This is a genomic window from Methylophaga thalassica MP, from assembly GCF_000214595.1.
Classification (GTDB): domain Bacteria; phylum Pseudomonadota; class Gammaproteobacteria; order Nitrosococcales; family Methylophagaceae; genus Methylophaga; species Methylophaga thalassica.
This window is the reverse complement of sequence record NZ_AFIG01000001.1, coordinates 2003173-2019519: the sequence shown is the minus strand read 5'-3', so window position 1 is coordinate 2019519 and position 16347 is coordinate 2003173. Positions and strand designations below refer to the sequence as shown.

At 42.7% G+C, this 16347-nt stretch carries 20 protein-coding genes; 8 read left to right on the top strand and 12 right to left on the bottom strand.

Annotation, left to right across the window (positions count from 1 at the left end):
• Window positions 1-20: 20 nt before the first annotated feature.
• The 8 genes from MAMP_RS09455 to MAMP_RS09420 all read right to left on the bottom strand — a co-directional run bounded on the left by MAMP_RS09455 (window position 21) and on the right by MAMP_RS09420 (window position 4992).
• Window positions 21-1040: a type III pantothenate kinase gene (locus MAMP_RS09455; RefSeq protein WP_007145808.1), complete on the bottom strand. Its 1020-nt coding sequence runs from the start codon at window positions 1038-1040 to the stop codon at window positions 21-23.
• Entirely contained in the window at window positions 1037-1840 is an 804-nt protein-coding gene (locus MAMP_RS09450; protein WP_007145807.1) for a biotin--[acetyl-CoA-carboxylase] ligase, read from the bottom strand. Before MAMP_RS09450 ends, MAMP_RS09455 begins: the two co-directional genes overlap by 4 nt.
• Before the next feature lie 90 nt (window positions 1841-1930).
• Window positions 1931-2158 carry a hypothetical protein gene (locus MAMP_RS09445; RefSeq protein ID WP_007145806.1) on the bottom strand — a complete coding sequence of 76 codons (228 nt, stop codon included), beginning with the start codon at window positions 2156-2158 and terminating at the stop codon, window positions 1931-1933.
• 44 nt (window positions 2159-2202) lie between these two features.
• Window positions 2203-2574, bottom strand: a complete 372-nt coding sequence (locus tag MAMP_RS09440; protein WP_007145805.1) for a DUF2069 domain-containing protein — start codon at window positions 2572-2574, stop codon at window positions 2203-2205.
• Window positions 2564-3160, bottom strand: coding sequence for an NAD(P)H:quinone oxidoreductase (gene wrbA / locus MAMP_RS09435; RefSeq protein ID WP_040576265.1), 597 nt, complete (start codon window positions 3158-3160; stop codon window positions 2564-2566). Before wrbA ends, MAMP_RS09440 begins: the two co-directional genes overlap by 11 nt.
• A 6-nt stretch (window positions 3161-3166) precedes the next feature.
• Window positions 3167-3517, bottom strand: coding sequence for an arsenate reductase (glutaredoxin) (arsC, locus tag MAMP_RS09430; RefSeq protein WP_007145803.1), 351 nt, complete (start codon window positions 3515-3517; stop codon window positions 3167-3169).
• Window positions 3514-4695 carry a lipopolysaccharide assembly protein LapB gene (gene lapB / locus MAMP_RS09425; protein WP_007145802.1) on the bottom strand — a complete coding sequence of 394 codons (1182 nt, stop codon included), beginning with the start codon at window positions 4693-4695 and terminating at the stop codon, window positions 3514-3516. The genes arsC and lapB overlap by 4 nt, the downstream gene beginning before the upstream one ends.
• A gap of 3 nt (window positions 4696-4698) precedes the next feature.
• Window positions 4699-4992, bottom strand: coding sequence for a LapA family protein (locus MAMP_RS09420; RefSeq protein WP_007145801.1), 294 nt, complete (start codon window positions 4990-4992; stop codon window positions 4699-4701).
• A gap of 165 nt (window positions 4993-5157) precedes the next feature.
• Between MAMP_RS09420 and fdxA the strand changes: the two genes are divergently transcribed.
• Window positions 5158-5481: a ferredoxin FdxA gene (fdxA, locus tag MAMP_RS09415; RefSeq protein WP_007145800.1), complete on the top strand. Its 324-nt coding sequence runs from the start codon at window positions 5158-5160 to the stop codon at window positions 5479-5481.
• 53 nt (window positions 5482-5534) lie between these two features.
• Here fdxA and rpoH read toward each other — a convergent pair whose 3' ends face one another.
• From rpoH to ftsY, 4 genes are all read right to left on the bottom strand, one after another.
• On the bottom strand, window positions 5535-6395 hold the full coding sequence (gene rpoH, locus MAMP_RS09410; protein ID WP_007145799.1) for an RNA polymerase sigma factor RpoH: 861 nt from the start codon (window positions 6393-6395) through the stop codon (window positions 5535-5537).
• A 100-nt stretch (window positions 6396-6495) separates the two neighbouring features.
• On the bottom strand, window positions 6496-7422 hold the full coding sequence (gene ftsX / locus MAMP_RS09405) for a permease-like cell division protein FtsX (protein WP_007145798.1): 927 nt from the start codon (window positions 7420-7422) through the stop codon (window positions 6496-6498).
• Between the two features lies 1 nt (window position 7423).
• Window positions 7424-8074, bottom strand: coding sequence for a cell division ATP-binding protein FtsE (ftsE, locus tag MAMP_RS09400; RefSeq protein ID WP_007145797.1), 651 nt, complete (start codon window positions 8072-8074; stop codon window positions 7424-7426).
• On the bottom strand, window positions 8071-9141 hold the full coding sequence (gene ftsY, locus MAMP_RS09395; protein WP_007145796.1) for a signal recognition particle-docking protein FtsY: 1071 nt from the start codon (window positions 9139-9141) through the stop codon (window positions 8071-8073). Before ftsY ends, ftsE begins: the two co-directional genes overlap by 4 nt.
• 65 nt (window positions 9142-9206) lie before the next feature.
• Between ftsY and MAMP_RS09390 the strand changes: the two genes are divergently transcribed.
• The 7 genes from MAMP_RS09390 to MAMP_RS09360 all read left to right on the top strand — a co-directional run bounded on the left by MAMP_RS09390 (window position 9207) and on the right by MAMP_RS09360 (window position 16347).
• Window positions 9207-10574 carry a M16 family metallopeptidase gene (locus MAMP_RS09390; protein ID WP_007145795.1) on the top strand — a complete coding sequence of 456 codons (1368 nt, stop codon included), beginning with the start codon at window positions 9207-9209 and terminating at the stop codon, window positions 10572-10574.
• Window positions 10564-11868: a M16 family metallopeptidase gene (locus tag MAMP_RS09385; protein ID WP_007145794.1), complete on the top strand. Its 1305-nt coding sequence runs from the start codon at window positions 10564-10566 to the stop codon at window positions 11866-11868. The genes MAMP_RS09390 and MAMP_RS09385 overlap by 11 nt, the downstream gene beginning before the upstream one ends.
• Complete coding sequence (gene rsmD, locus MAMP_RS09380; protein ID WP_007145793.1) at window positions 11852-12448, top strand: 16S rRNA (guanine(966)-N(2))-methyltransferase RsmD; 597 nt, start codon at window positions 11852-11854, stop codon at window positions 12446-12448. The genes MAMP_RS09385 and rsmD overlap by 17 nt, the downstream gene beginning before the upstream one ends.
• Window positions 12445-12933, top strand: coding sequence for a pantetheine-phosphate adenylyltransferase (coaD, locus tag MAMP_RS09375; RefSeq protein ID WP_007145792.1), 489 nt, complete (start codon window positions 12445-12447; stop codon window positions 12931-12933). Before rsmD ends, coaD begins: the two co-directional genes overlap by 4 nt.
• Window positions 12934-12972: 39 nt before the next feature.
• On the top strand, window positions 12973-13227 hold the full coding sequence (locus MAMP_RS09370; protein WP_007145791.1) for a YfhL family 4Fe-4S dicluster ferredoxin: 255 nt from the start codon (window positions 12973-12975) through the stop codon (window positions 13225-13227).
• Window positions 13228-13376: 149 nt separating this feature from the next.
• Window positions 13377-15833, top strand: a complete 2457-nt coding sequence (gene leuS / locus MAMP_RS09365) for a leucine--tRNA ligase (protein WP_007145790.1) — start codon at window positions 13377-13379, stop codon at window positions 15831-15833.
• Window positions 15834-15849: 16 nt separating this feature from the next.
• Window positions 15850-16347 carry an LPS-assembly lipoprotein LptE gene (locus tag MAMP_RS09360; RefSeq protein ID WP_007145789.1) on the top strand — a complete coding sequence of 166 codons (498 nt, stop codon included), beginning with the start codon at window positions 15850-15852 and terminating at the stop codon, window positions 16345-16347.

Genomic DNA, 16347 nt, shown 5'->3' with positions numbered 1-16347 from the left:
TAAGGGAGCGAAAGATTACCCTAGATTGCTTCTTCTGGCAATGATGTATCAGAAGCTTGGGTTTCTGTTTTTGCGGCCGCTTTTGGTTTTGTTGCTCTTGTTTTACGTGGTTTACGTGCGGGTTTCGGCTTGTCTTTCGTTGAACTGTCAGTCACCGGTTGAGCGTCATTTTGTGTATTTTCTTTTGCTGGTGGCGCAGATTCACTCTCTAGCTTGGCATCAGTATCAGACTCTTTGACAGCCGCCGTAGCTTCATCTTGTTCAGGTTTTGTTTTCTTTCTTACTGATGTTTTTGTTTTATCCTGTCTAGCGTAAAAGGCGAGACCTCTAAGCACAATATCTGGATAGTGGTGCACATCGTCGGATAGTAAAGGCAATAAAGCTTCTGCATCACCACCTGTGATGATAAAACGAATTCGATTGTTAAAGCTTTCTTTTAGATCGCTGATGATACGTTCTATCGTAGCGGTTACCGCATAAAGTGTGCCTGTATGAATGGCACTGTAGGTATTCGTTGCTAAAGTTTTGAACTCTTGGTTGTCTGTATCTGCAGTGAGTGCATCGGTATTGTTGACCAAGCTGCTTTTCATAATGCTGATACCAGGAATAATCATTCCACCTTGGTGCTGACCAGCTTTGGTCACAATATCAACAGTGATTGCGGTCCCGCAGTCGATAATGCATTGAGCAAGACGGGCATGTTGTCTGGCGGAAATAAGCGATAACCAGCGGTCTACACCGAGCTTTTCCGGCTCATCATAAGCGTTGATAACACCAAAATGTTTTTTCTCAGCTTGAATAAATTTTGGTGTCAGATTCCATTGTTTTTGTGTCCAGTCGCTGAGTTGTTCAGCTATTTTTTCTCCAGCAACATTGGCTACATAGATGGCCTTGATATCTGCTAATGTTTTCCATGCCTTATTTAGCGAGGCTTTAATACCGGATTTGTTTCGGTCAAAACTTTGGCTTTCAGTAAGACCATTATCATCCATAATGGCCCATTTAACTCGACTATTGCCAATATCTACCAGTAATTTCATGAGGCAAACCTAATGCTGATGTGGCTATTAGACAGCAGTTTTATTTCATTGTTTTGTAAATAACGTAATTCGCCCTGATCATTAATACCACAGGCTATTGCTGTCGATTTTTGAGCGCCATCGATCAAAGTAATCGCTTGCTCATGTAAGGCATCATACTGAGGCCAAAGTGGGACAAAGTCAGTAAGACCTCGATGTTCAAACAGTTCTATGGTTTCTATCATGTTCTGAAGTATTTTTCCTGCCAGCCAGTTACGACAGGGGACCGGGTCACAAAGCTGTTCGAGGCTGGTAGATGGTTGTTGAATTAATGTTTTTGTGGCTTCTGGAAGCTTGAAATTAAGGCCGATGCCCACAACGGTATATTGTCTGGTATTGAATCTTGATTCTACAAGAATTCCAGCAAGCTTTTGTCTTTTATGTAATACATCGTTAGGCCATTTTAGCGCTAACTGATTGATTCCAGACTGCTTGAGGGTATTTATTAAACTGATACCGACAGCAATGCTAAGTCCATGTCGGGCTTCTTCTGCGCAGTGAGGCCAAAATAGAGAAAGATATAAATTCCCCACTGCTGGTGATTGCCAGGCATCACCACGACGGCCTCGTCCCGCGGTTTGAGTTTCAGCAATACAAGCTGCTGGTCCTAATTCTCCTTGACTAAACCGTTGCCAGAGAATGTCATTGGTGGATGTTACTTCAGGCAGAATAAGAATCTCAGAAAGTGTATTAAAATTCCGAGGTTCCATAGCGCTGACAATGGCAGCATGCGATAGCGGTGAAAAAGTTGGATTGTTCAAAAGAGTGTTCGATTTGTGAAACGAAAGAGCAGTTTAACAGGCTAAGAGGAGTTACGGGAGTCTCCTCATAAATTTTATATTGGGTGATGGTTAGACTTTGATATCTAAGATGCTACCAACCATTTCATTGCTTGCTTTGACTACTTTTGCAGAAGCTTCAACTTGTCTTGCGTTGGCATCCAGTTCAAGCATCGCTTTGGTTAACTGTTCGTTAGAACCGGGATCCGCAGAAGCAATTTTGGCGCTACTTTGTGCCGCACCGTACATGCCACTCTGAATACCCGCTACACCTGATTGAAAAGCAGAAATGCTACTCATAAAATCTCTCCAGTTATGTTGACTTTATACCATTTTCCAACTAACTAGTTTGTGACTGAAGTCGCTTTTTTGTTTTTTGCGTTAGCTTTGACATAAATGATAGTAGAACAAAAACAAATACTACTGCAAATTAAAGCTAGCAATGGATAAATTGAAACCGCTGGCGCACTGTAGAGTTCTCCTACCGCATGACTGAAATAGAATAACATCAGAAAGCTTGTCCAGGCATGTGTATATGGACGACCATAAAGCAACCCACGCATGGGAAATAACAGTGGGACCAGACCGATGATTAGCATTGCTGCGACAGGATAATTTTCTGCATGTGGTGCAATGAATATCCAAGCCAGTAGCGTGAGCATTAACCCAAAAAAGCTGATTAACGTCAGTGCTCTGAATAATTTCTCAAGATTCATGTAGTTTCTTTGCTGTATTTGCGATCCGTCGACCTATTGCTTTACACAATTTTATCTCGTCGTCATCTAGGTTTCGTTTATTATCAGGTTCGGCTAAATGACTTGCTCCATAAGGCGTGCCTCCGCCTTTTGTTGTCATTAACTCAGGTTCACTATAGGGAAGCCCCATTAACAACATACCATGATGAAATAACGGTAACATCATCGACAATAAAGTGGATTCCTGACCACCATGCAAGCTGCCTGTTGAAGTAAAAACCGCTGCAGGTTTTCCTGATAAAACACCTGAAAGCCAGCTATCGCTAGTTGAGTCGATAAAGTACTTAAGAGGCGCGGCCATGTTGCCAAATCGCGTTGGACTGCCTAATACCAGTCCTGCACATTGTTTCAAATCTTCATGGCTGACATAAAGATGGCCTTCATTTGGAATGGTATCTTGAGTGGCTTCACAGACAGTGGATACAGGAGGAACCGTTCTAAAAACGGCTTCACAGCCAGTGACGGACTCAACGCCACGTGCTATCTGCTCGGCCATCGCTTTTACATGTCCTGTTCGGCTGTAATAAAGAATTAGAATTTTTGTCATGATAATTTAGAGGATGTCTAAAACAGACTCTGGTGGACGACCAATTTTTGCTTGATTGCCGTGGATAACGATCGGTCTTTCTATCAGTTTAGGGTGACTAACCATAGTCTTTATGATTTCATCATCACTTAAGGAATCATTTTTCAAATTAAGCGTTTTATATTCTTCTTCCCCTTTTCGTAATAAGTCTCTCGGACTGATTCCAAGTTTAGTAATAATCGCTTTTAACTCATCAAACGTTGGCGGTGTATCCAGATATTTTACAACGTCAGGATTAATGCCGTTTTCTTCAAGTAAGTTCAGTGTTTGTCTGGATTTGCTGCAACGCGGGTTATGCAAAATTGTGATAGTGCTCATCGGGAGGGTTCCAGTAGTTTTTCTAATGCGGATAAATGAATTTCGATTGGCCGAATTGTGGCCCATTGTGAACAGCCGGGACATAACCAGTGCATAGTTCGACCTGAAAAACCACAGTTTTTACAGGTATAACGATCACCTTTATGTATTAACGTAGTGGTGACCTCTTTTATCAGAGGTATTAAGGCCTGATGATTGTCCTCACCCAACATGATAAGTTGATGTAAGCCTTCAACGGATGGGTGCTGATGTAGTTGTCGATATAAAAAGCGTTGAGCAGCTTCTGTACCTTGTTTTTGTTCAACGAGTCTTGTCAGCATTAACCTTGCGGAAGTCAGGTGATGATGTCTTGTTAGTAGTGATTCTAACCAGTCTTTGAAATCATCCAGGTTATTTGTGTTGTCAAAGCAGGTATAGAGCAGTGGTAAGGCTTCGGGCAGAAAATAATGATTTTGTTTTTCGACATGCTGGAGGACGCGAACCGCTTTTCGATATTGTCTCATCTTGATTAGTATGCGGCCTTCCAACAGGCTTGCTCTGACACAGTCAGCATCATAATGATGCGCGCTGCGTAATAAATTCAAAGCCTGATGTTGATCTTTTTCTAACAGTGATTCTGCCAGTTCACAATAAAATTGAGCAATGAGTGCCCGTGTATTGGTTTTATTATTCGCCGGAATTTGCTTTGCCATATCGATGGCTTGCTGCCATTTTTTTTCTTGCTGATAAATACGTAATAATTGCTTGGGGGCTTCAGGTGGAGTGCCTGGTTGTTGTAATAATTCCAGAAATAATACTTCGGCCCTGTCCAATACACCGGCACTCATATAATCCAAGCCCAACTCAACCAGAGCCTGGCGCCGTTGTTGCGCGCTAAGTGATGGTCTGGCGATTAAGTTCTGGTGAATCCTGATGGCGCGATCACTTTCCCCGCGTCTTCGGAATAGGTTCGCTAATGCCAGGTGAGTTTCAACGGTTTCACTATTGACTTCCAATAGACCGATAAAGACATCAATCGCTTTATCAGGCTGTTCGTTTAATAAATAATTCAGGCCTTTGAAATAGTCAGGACTAAAAGAAGATTCTTGCGGACGATATCGACGTTTGTAATGACGACGAGCCATTATCCACCCAGAAAGGGCGGCAACAGGTAATAAGAAAAATAACCAGCCAAGCATCAATTAATGTGCGTCTTTAATCGGTAATATTCGTAAACTGTTAATTTCCTGTTCGGAAACAGAAAGTTTAGATTGTAGTCTGCGATTTTCGTAACGAAGTTTCATGGTACTGAATAACAAGATAACAGCACCTATGATGACACCAGTGAGCATGGATAGCGCGACCAGAACTGATAGAGGAATTGTTAATTCACCGAAATAATAATTCACCGTAACACTGCTCATGTTAAATGCGGCAAAAGCGGCACTCAATAAGAAAATAAGTCCGAATATCAGGAGTAATATTATTTTTCGCATTGTGCGGTGTTCCTTAAAATTACTGATGTTTTCTCGTTAATTTCATTCAACAGGGATCATACCCTAAAATCGAACCTTGCCCAGAATAAGGCGAAATCATGTAGAATTACATTTTTATTTTGACAGGTCGGTCCTGTATCAACTCGTGATTTTGGAGAATTCACCATGACCTTTGTTGTCACAGAAAACTGTATTAAATGTAAATATACTGATTGTGTTGATGTCTGCCCAGTAGATTGTTTTCACGAAGGTCCTAATTTCTTGGTTATCGATCCTGATGAGTGCATCGATTGCACACTTTGTGAACCAGAGTGTCCGGCAGAAGCTATTTTCTCTGAAGATGATTTACCTGATGAGCAAATGGAGTTTTTGCAAATCAACGAAGAATTATCTCGGGTATGGCCTGTGATTTCTGAAAAGAAAGATGCACTTCCAGATGCAGAAGAGTGGGATGGTAAATCTAATAAAACACCTTTACTGGAAAGATAAAAGCATTATCGAATGACATAAAAAAAAGCCCGCTTTCGCGGGCTTTTTTGTTTTTATACCATAAGATGTTTGAGTTTTTTCATGGCATTATTTTCAATCTGGCGAATACGTTCAGCCGAAACTTGATACTGATCTGCCAGCGTGTGCAATGTCGCTTTATTATCTTCATTTAACCAACGCTGCATAATGATATCTCGGCTACGTTCGTCTAGTGTTGCTAATGCGTTTGATAATTTTTGTTGCTGATAATCTGTGTAATTATCATCTTCTAATTGATTAGAAGGATCTGAATTATCATTAGCCGCTAAGTAGGCGACAGGCGAGTAATTATTTTCATCATCATCAACATCGTTGGGTAAATCAAAAGATGTGTCTGGTTGAGCTAATCTACGCTCCATTTCCATCACATTATCTGCTGTCACACCTAGGTCTTCTGCAACGGCTTCAACTTCTTCTTTATTTAACCAACCAAGACGCTGCTTGGCGCTACGAAGATTAAAAAATAATTTACGTTGTGCTTTGGTTGTTGCGATTTTTACAATGCGCCAGTTACGGATCACATATTCGTGTATTTCAGCGCGAATCCAGTGAACAGCAAATGAAACCAGACGAACCCCTTTTTCTGGGTTAAATCGTTTCACCGCTTTCATCAGGCCGATGTTGCCTTCTTGAATTAAGTCGGCAACGGGTAATCCGTAACCACTGTATCCTTTGGCAATACGAACTACAAAACGTAAGTGAGATAAGACCAACCGTTGGGCGGCTTTAAGATCACCTTCAGTTTGCAGGCGATTCGCAAGATCGTATTCTTCTTCCTCAGTTAATACAGGAATGGTATGCACAAGACTGGTGTAAGCATCTAAATTACCAATAGGTGCTAAAGCCATATCATATTGAGCTACATTCATTGTCATCTGTTCTTGTCTCCTGAGAGTCATTCCTTTAATCATAACACTAAAGGATTAATATCAACTATAAGAAGCTTATTTTTAGAAAAAGTTCCTGTATTTGCCACTATGTGGGTTCGATATCATTCAAGTGCCGGCCAACGGCTAGCCATGCGCCCGACACCCCCAATAGAAGCCCAAAAAGTGGTAGAGACAGAAACATTTGTCCAAGCATCCACTGGAGTGAAAACTGGCTATCATAGAGGGCTGTTAACCTAGTGATAGGTCCATTAATAGCGAGTAAGGCTATTAGTAAAGTGAACCAGGCAATAGCTCCACCTAACAGGCCGTACCAAAATCCCGTGTATAGAAAAGGCCTTCTGACAAAAGCGTTAGTACCACCAACCAGTTTTATCACGCGTATTTCAGTTTGCCTGCTAAGAATGGCTAGACGAATCGTATTGCCAATAACTAACAGCACACTCAAAGATAATAGAGTTGCAAGAATAGTAATGCCTCGTTCACCTGTTTGATTAATCGTTTTTAGACGTTTCAGCCAAGCCATATCAAGCTGGGCTAAGTCAACTTCCTGCATGTTTTGTAAACGTTCGAGTAAACCCTGAATAGCTTCTTCGTGCTCTGTTTCAACGGGTTTAATGATAATGACCGGCGGTAAGGGGTTCGTAGGTAGACTATCTAGAATCTCATCTAGCCCTGATAATTGCCGGAACTCCTGCAAAGATTGTTTGGCAGAATGATAGTCAACAGCACTGATGTCTGGCCAAGCAAGTAATTGTTCAGCAAGTTGTTTACCACGCGCATCGTTTGTGTTTGGTTTCAGAAAGAGTGAAATTTGACTGGCATCATCCCATTGTCCAGCCACTTGCTCCACATTTTTCAGTAACACATATAAGCCGGCTGGAAGTGCTAGCGCTATGCCTATAACTAAAACCGTCATCACACTGGCGACAGGCGTTCTGGAGAGTTGCCCTAAACTGTAGAGCATGACCTGTAAGTGTCTTAGAAAATAATTAGGTAAATTGAATGACAACATGTCAGGCAAGACGTCCTTGGTGTAGCGTGAGTTGGCGATAGGGCATCGTGCTGATCAGTTCGTGATCATGGCTAGCAATGAATACTGTGACGCCAACCTGATTGAACTGTTCGAAGAGATGCATGATTTCTCTTGATAATTCAGGATCCAAATTACCAGTTGGCTCATCTGCAAGTAGCACTGGAGGTCTGTTCACAACCGCACGGGCGATACCGACACGTTGTTGTTCACCACCAGATAAAGCAATAGGCAGATTACGTTCTTTTCCCAGTAAGTTGACTTTATCCAGAGCCGCTCTAACTCGACGTCCAATCTCCCGATGATTTTCACCTGCTATAATCAATGGCAGTGCGACATTATCAAAAACAGTTCGGTCATGAAGCAGATTGTGATCCTGAAAGACTAAGCCAATTTTGCGTCGGTAATAAGGGACTTTCCATTTAGGCAGACGGGTGAGATTTTGGTTATTTACCCAGACTTGACCATGCGTGCTGCGTTCAATCAATGCAATAAGTTTTAATAAGGTACTTTTACCGGCGCCCGAATGACCAGTGAGAAAAGCCATTTCACCTTTTTCGAGTTCAAAACTCAGGCCAGATAAAGCTTCGTATTGATTAGTATAACGTTTATAAACGTCAGTAAAACGGATCATTTAATCTCTTCTTTTCCCAACAAAGCATCTACAAATTCAGTGGCATTAAATGGACGTAGATCATCGATTTTTTCACCCACACCGATATAACGGATAGGCAATTTTGTTTTATTGGCAATAGCGAAAATAATACCGCCTTTGGCTGTGCCATCTAATTTGGTCAATGTAATGCCTGAAACACCAACAGATTGTTGAAATTGCTGTGCTTGCTGAAGTGCATTTTGTCCAGTACCTGCATCCAGCACGAGCATGACTTCATGAGGTGCTGTGTCATCTACTTTAGCCATGACACGTTTCACTTTTTTTAACTCTTCCATTAAGTTGGACTGTGTATGCAGGCGGCCAGCGGTGTCAGCAATCAGAATATCCATATTTCTGGCTTTAGCGGCTTGTAATCCATCAAAAATGACAGAAGCCGAGTCAGCGCCGGTCTTTTGTGCGATAACCGGGATATTGTTACGCTCACCCCATACTTGTAACTGTTCTACCGCTGCTGCACGGAAGGTATCACCAGCTGCCAGCATGACTTTTTTTCCTTGCTGTTGGAATTGCTTAGCGAGTTTGCCGATGGTAGTGGTTTTGCCCACACCGTTTATTCCTACCATCAGAATCACATAGGGTCCGTCAGTTTTTTCTGGTATTTCCAGTGGTTGACTACTCGGTTCAAGGATAGAAATCATATCCTCACGCATAGCGGCAAATAAGGCTTCTACGTCGTTTAATTGTTTGCGGGCCACGCGCTGAGTCAGATCAGTAATAATTCGTGTCGTTGCTTCAACACCAAGATCGGCTGTAAGAAGTTGAGTTTCAAGCTCTTCCAGCAGGTCATCATCAATGTTTTTACGACCTAAAATTAAGCTGGCGAAACCTTCAGTAAGTTTACTACTGGTTCGGCTCAAGCCTTGTTTCAGACGACTAAAAAAACCGGGTTGCGGTGCGTTATCTGTCTTTTCCTCTGCGGGTTCATCAGCAGGGGATAATTCTTGCGAATTATCAACAGTGTTATCTTCAGCAATAGAGGCGTCTGACGCGGGTGTTTTTGACTTTCTTTTAAGGAAACTAAACATATTCTCTGCTTGTCGTTAAACTTCGACGGTAAATCTTATCATGCGTTACAAAAAAAGAGATGCAGATGCTGAATATAAAAAAAATAGCTGGGCTTATTTTCTTCTTACCCACACTAGCTTTAGCCAATGTGAGTGAGTTTGAATTAGACAACGGCCTGAAGCTTATAGTGAAAGAAGACCATCGGGCACCTGTCGTCGTCTCTCAAGTCTGGTACAAGGTAGGGGCGAGCTATGAGCATGAAGGGATAACAGGGATTTCTCATATGCTGGAACACATGATGTTTAAAGGAACAAAGCACCTGGCACCGAATGAGTTCTCTCATATTATTGCTGAAAATGGGGGAGAGCAAAACGCTTTTACCGGACAAGACTACACGGCTTATTTTCAGAAACTTCATAAAGATAGATTAGAAGTCAGTTTTAAGAATGAAGCCGATAGAATGCGCAATCTTGTTATTGATCCTGATGAGTTGAAAAAAGAACAGAAAGTTGTTGCGGAAGAGCGTCGGATGCGGACAGATGATAATCCGCAGGCTTTACTAAGAGAACGATTCGATGCCGCTGCATTTGTGAGTAGTCCTTATCATCGCCCCGTGATTGGTTGGATGAGCGATATCAATCACTATCAAGTCGATGATTTAAGAGTGTGGTATCAAAAGTGGTATGCACCGAATAATGCCACTGTTGTTGTGGTTGGTGATGTTTCACCAAAAGCGGTGCTGGCCTTGGCAAAGAAATATTTTGGGCCATTAAAGCCAGAAAAAGTCGCGACATTAAAACCGCAGGTTGAAGTGAATCAAAAAGGCATCCGTGAAATTGAACTAAAAGCTCCTGCTGAATTGCCCTATCTAATGATGGGCTGGAAGGTACCTTCGGTCACCACTGTTTCCAAAGAAAATGCATGGGAACCATATGCGCTAGAAGTCTTGGCTAATATTCTTGATGGTGGTAACAGTGCAAGGTTTGCTAAACAGTTGGTGCGTGAGCAACAAGTCGCTTCGAGTGTTGGCGCGGGTAACAGTTTATTCTCGCGATTATCCGATTTATTTACGATTGCTGGAACACCCGCCAATGGTAAATCAGTAGAAGATCTGAAAAAAGCCATTATCGAACAAATTACTCAACTTAAAAATCAGCCTGTCAGTCAAGAGGAGTTAGAGCGTGTGAAAGCACAAGTTGTTGCTGATGCAGTGTATGAAAAAGATAGCGTGTTCTATCAGGCAATGCAGATTGGCATGCTGGAAACTATCGGTGTCGACTGGCGTGTGGGTGAGCAATATGTCGATAACATCAAAGCGGTTACTGCCGAGCAAGTGCAGACCGTAGCAAATAAATATCTTACAAACGATCAATTAACGGTTGGCGAGTTAGTGCCATTACCTCTTGATGGTCGTCATCCTGTTTCATCTGCTGGAGGTCAGTATGTCCATTAAAAAATGGATTTTCGTTATCAGCTTATTGTTCAGTTCTAGCCTTTTTGCCAGTCCTGATATTGAGCACTGGATAACGAATAACGGCGCCAGAGTATATTTTGTGAATGCGCCCGAGTTACCCATGGTTGATGTGAATATTGTCTTTAATGCCGGTGCTGCGCGTGATGGTGAATATCCGGGACTGGCAAAGCTAACTAACGCTATGCTTGATGAGGGGGCTGCTGACTTGGATGCGGATGCAATCGCTGATACTTTCTCATCGGTTGGCGCAAACTACAGTGCTAGTTCTGAGCGAGATATGGCCGTGTTGAGTCTGCGAACGCTGACGGAGAAAAAAGCGTTTGATACTGCACTGAATATGTTTGCTGAAGTAATAGCAAAACCGAGTTTCCCTGAATCGTCATTTCTTCGCATAAAACAGCAGTTATTAACCGCGTTACAGGCTGAAAAACAGTCTCCACAAAGCATCGCTACCCGCACTTTCTTTCAGAAACTCTATGGTCAGCATCCCTATAGCCGAATGTCTGTGGGAGATACTGTTAGTGTAGAAAAAATTAATCTGGATGATTTAAAAGCGTTTTATCAGCAATATTATGTGGCGAAAAATGCAGTCGTAGTTATTGTCGGAGATGTCAGTAAACAGCAAGCCAATGAAATGGCAACCACCTTAACTAAGAACCTGAAAAGTGGAAACACAGCACCAGAGCTACCTGCAGTCACACCTCTGACTAAACAGCAACAAGTCGTGTTACCGTTCCCGTCATCTCAAACCACGATTATGATGGGACAAATTGGTATGAGTCGGGATGACCCTGATTATTTTCCTTTGTATGTCGGTAATCACATCTTGGGCGGCAGCGGTCTAGTCTCGATGCTGAGTGATGAAATACGCGAAAAACGTGGACTGACTTACGGTGTTTATAGTTACTTCAGTCCCATGCAAAAAGCAGGACCATATGTGTTTGGTTTGCAAACACGAAATGATCAAACTGAAGAAGCACTTCATGTACTAAAAGATACGCTAAATGCTTATATTAAAAACGGACCGACTGAAGCACAGTTGAAAGCAGCAAAACAAAACATCACAGGTGGGTTTGCCCTCAGAGTAGATAGTAATAGCAAGATCGCTGATTACCTTTCTATGATAGGCTTTTACGGATTGCCGCTGGATTATCTGGATAGCTTTAACGATAAAGTGAATGCCGTGACTGTGGCTGATATAAAAGACGCCTTTAAAAGGCGTGTTCACGCAGACAAAATGTTAACGGTATTAGTAGGTGGCGAAACAAAATAATAAAGCCAGAACTGGCGCTGGCACTCTTAGAATTATCGGCGGCATTTGGCGCGGTAGAAAACTTGGTTTTCCTGAAGTCGAAGGCTTGAGGCCAACCAGTGACCGTACTAGAGAAACGGTATTTAACTGGTTGCAGCCTCATATTGGCGCCAGTCGCTGTCTCGATTTGTTTGCTGGCAGTGGCGCATTAGGATTTGAAGCGGCATCAAGAGGGGCTGCTGAGGTGGTGCTGGTAGAAAATGACCGTCAGGCTTTTTTAAAGCTTAAACAGAATGCTGAAGCCCTCCAGGCAGCCAATTGTCATATTGAAAATACATCTGCTGAGCAGGCTATTGGTGTGCTCGATAAATCGTTTGATATCGTGTTTGTTGACCCACCATATCAGGCCGATTTATGGACAAAAACGGCATTTGCATTGTTGTCACATAAGCTCTTGAATGACGGAGCCATGATTTATCTCGAGTATCCGGCAAAGCATGACCTGCCTGATTTACCATCCGCTTGGTATTTATTGAAAGAAAAGAAAGCAGGTGATGTAAAATACTGCTTATTTGAATTTCATGCTGGAGAAGACGCTTGAGCACTGTTGCCATATATCCGGGTACATTTGACCCCATTACTTATGGGCATATTGATCTTATCAAGCGCGCTTCACCCTTATTTGAGCGCATCATTGTGGCTGTGGCTATTAACCCTGGCAAGAAACCGATGTTTAGTCTTGATGAGCGGGTCGAATTAGTCAGAGAAACGACCAAAGGCATCGAGAACGTGGAGGTCTGCGGTTTTAAAGGTCTGTTAGTCAATGAAGCACTCAGTATGGGTGCCAATGTCATTATTCGTGGCTTACGAGCCGTCTCAGATTTTGAGTATGAATTACAATTGGCCACCATGAATCGCCGAATGCAGTCAAAAGTGGAAACCTTGTTCTTAACGCCTGCGGAAAATTTAAGTTTTGTTTCTTCTACTTTGGTTAAAGAAATTGCTGTATTAGGTGGGGATGTCTCTGAATTTGTTGCCCCATGTGTACAAGAAGCCTTGAAACGCAAATTGCCTGCCCATAACTAACCGCGCTAAGATCATTATTGAATTTTACTGGAGTAAACCATGTCGCTGTTTATCACTGATGAATGTATCAACTGTGATGTCTGTGAACCAGAATGTCCTAACGGAGCTATTTCTCAAGGTGCTGAAATCTATGAGATAGATCCTGACTTATGTACTGAATGTGTAGGCCACTTCGATACACCACAATGTGTTGAAGTTTGTCCGGTCGATTGCATACCAAAAGACCCGGATAATGAAGAAACACATGATCAGCTCTACGCAAAATATGAAACATTGATGGCGGCAGGAAAATAGCTGAAGCTGATACCCAATGTCACATCAAATAGAGCAGCTGAAGAGCTGCTTTGTTTTTTTAGCTAAACAAAACGACAGATTATTTTGAGCCTTAATGATGCTCTGAGTTATGCTTAGCGCTTTTCAAGTCCCTGATTTAAAGAGAATCCATGCAAAACGAATACCGTCCCGACCAAGTAGAATCGGCTGCACAGCAATACTGGCAGGAAAATAATAGTTTCCATGTTGTGGAAGATACTTCCAAAGAAAAATTCTATTGTTTGTCGATGTTTCCATACCCTAGTGGACAGTTACACATGGGGCATGTGCGTAACTACACCATTGGTGATGTGATTGCACGTTATCAGCGTATGCAGGGGAAAAATGTATTACAACCTATGGGCTGGGATGCTTTCGGTCTACCTGCAGAAAATGCAGCGATAAAAAATAAAGTCGCGCCTGCTGCATGGACATATCAGAACATTGACTATATGCGTGGTCAGTTGCAGCGTTTAGGACTTGGTTATGACTGGCAACGTGAGTTAGCCACTTGCACACCACAATATTACCGTTGGGAACAATGGTTGTTTACCTGCTTGTTCGAAAAAGGCTTGGTTTACAAAAAAACGGCAGCAGTGAATTGGTGCCCACATGATCAGACGGTATTAGCCAATGAGCAAGTGATTGATGGCTGCTGTTGGCGCTGTGACACCAAAGTGGAACGTCGTGAAATTCCACAATGGTTTATGAAAATTACCGACTATGCCGATCAGTTACTTGCTGATTTAGACCAACTTGATGGTTGGCCAGAGCAGGTGAAAACCATGCAGGCGAATTGGATTGGACGTTCAGAAGGTGTGCAGATTCAATTTGATATGGTCGGCAGCAAGGAAACACTTGAGGTCTATACAACACGCCCGGATACCCTGATGGGAGTGAGCTATCTTGCGGTGGCAGCTGAACACCCGTTGGCGCTCAGAGCCGCCAATGATAATCCTATTCTGCAAACATTTATTGATGAATGCCGAAAAATGGAAACTTCTGAAGCGGCGATGGAAACCGCTGAGAAAAAAGGCGTGGATACGGGATTACTGGCTATTCATCCGGTAACGGGAGAACAAGTACCTGTCTGGGCGGCTAATTTTGTTTTGATGGGCTATGGTACTGGCGCAGTAATGTCTGTACCGGCTCATGATCAGCGTGACTTTGAGTTCGCACAAAAATATCAGTTGCCGATAAAACAAGTCATTAAGCCAGTAAACCAGCAAGAAATTGACTTAACAAAAGCCGCATTCACTGACAAAGGTGAGTTGATCAACTCTAAACAATTTGATGGCTTAAAAGAGCAAGAAGCCTTTGATGCGATTGCTGATTTTCTAGTGAGTCAGAATAAAGGTGAGCGTCAAGTTAATTACAGACTTCGTGACTGGGGTGTGTCTCGTCAGCGTTATTGGGGAACGCCGATTCCGATTATCAATTGTGATGATTGTGGAGCTGTTGCCGTACCTGAACAGGATTTACCGGTCGTTTTACCTGAAGATGTGATTGTGGATGGTTCAGGTTCACCAATTAAATCCATGCCTGAGTTTTATGAGTGCAGCTGTCCTAAATGTGGCAAGCCTGCTCAGCGTGAAACCGATACCTTTGATACCTTCTTTGAATCCTCGTGGTATTTCGCCCGTTTCGCTTGTCCTGACAATAGCGAAGCGATGCTGGATGAAAGGGCAGATTATTGGTTACCTGTGGATCAATATATCGGTGGTATTGAGCATGCGGTTTTACATTTATTGTATGCGCGCTTTTTCCACAAACTCATGAGAGATGAAGGGCTGATTTCAGGAGATGAGCCATTTAAGAACCTGTTAACACAGGGCATGGTGCTGAAAGATGGTGCCAAAATGTCAAAATCGAAAGGCAATACCGTCGATCCGCAAGCCTTAATCGATCAGTATGGTGCGGATACATCACGTTTGTTTATGATGTTTGCAGCACCACCTGAAATGTCGCTGGAATGGTCTGACCAAGGGGTAGATGGTGCGAATCGTTTCCTCAGACGTCTGTGGCGTGCGGTGACTGAACATGCTGAACAGGGCGTGGTTAAAGCGGGTGATTTAAGCGATTTATCTGAATCATTACAGGCTTTACGTCGTCAGGCACATCAGACATTGGCAAAGGTGAGTGATGATATTGGCCGTCGCCATACTTTCAACACAGCAATTGCCGCCGTGATGGAGTTGATGAATAGTCTCACTAAATTAAATGATGATAATGAAAAAGCGCATGTCGTAATGCAGGAAGCACTTGAGCTGGTGGTACTGATGTTATCGCCGATTACCCCGCACATTTGTCATCATTTATGGCAAACTTTGGGGCATGACGAAGCTATTGTGAATGTCTCGTGGCCGACGATAGATGAGACAGCTTTAAAGCAAGACAAAATTGAGCTAATGGTTCAGGTGAATGGTAAATTACGGGCCAAAATATCTGTGGCGGCTGATGCTGAACAAAAAGATGTCGAGGCGCTGGCTTTTGCTGATGAAAATGTACAGCGGTTCACGGATGGCAAAGAAGTACGTAAAGTGATTCTGGTACCAGGCCGTTTATTAAATATTGTGGTTGCCGGCTAAATTTAAGGATATGAAAATGAATCGTGTATTGATGAGTTTGATGACCGGTATCTTGATGCTGACACTGACAGCCTGTGGTTTTCATCTACGAGGTGAAGCCAATGTGCCCGAATCGTTAAAAACCATCTACATACAAGGTCTGAACATACGACAAGATTCATTTGGCTTGCAGCTAAAACGTGCCTTGACGCGCAATGGTATCCAGGTACTGGATACTTATAAAGAAGGTGCTGCTGTGATGACCGTTGTGGAAAATGTGTTTGATCAGAACGTACTGTCTGTTGGTTCAGATGCCAAAGTCACAGAGTATGAGTTGGAAACCCGTTTTTCTTTCAAAGTCTCTTCGCCAAGCGGTGAACCGATGAGTGATGTGATTACAGTTCAGGCCAGACGTGACTATCAGTTTGATCGTAATCAACTATTAGCTATGGACGAACAACAGACCGTTATTCGCGATGATTTGAATAAACAGATGGTTCAGAATGTGCTGAGACGCTTATCAGCACTGAAGTAA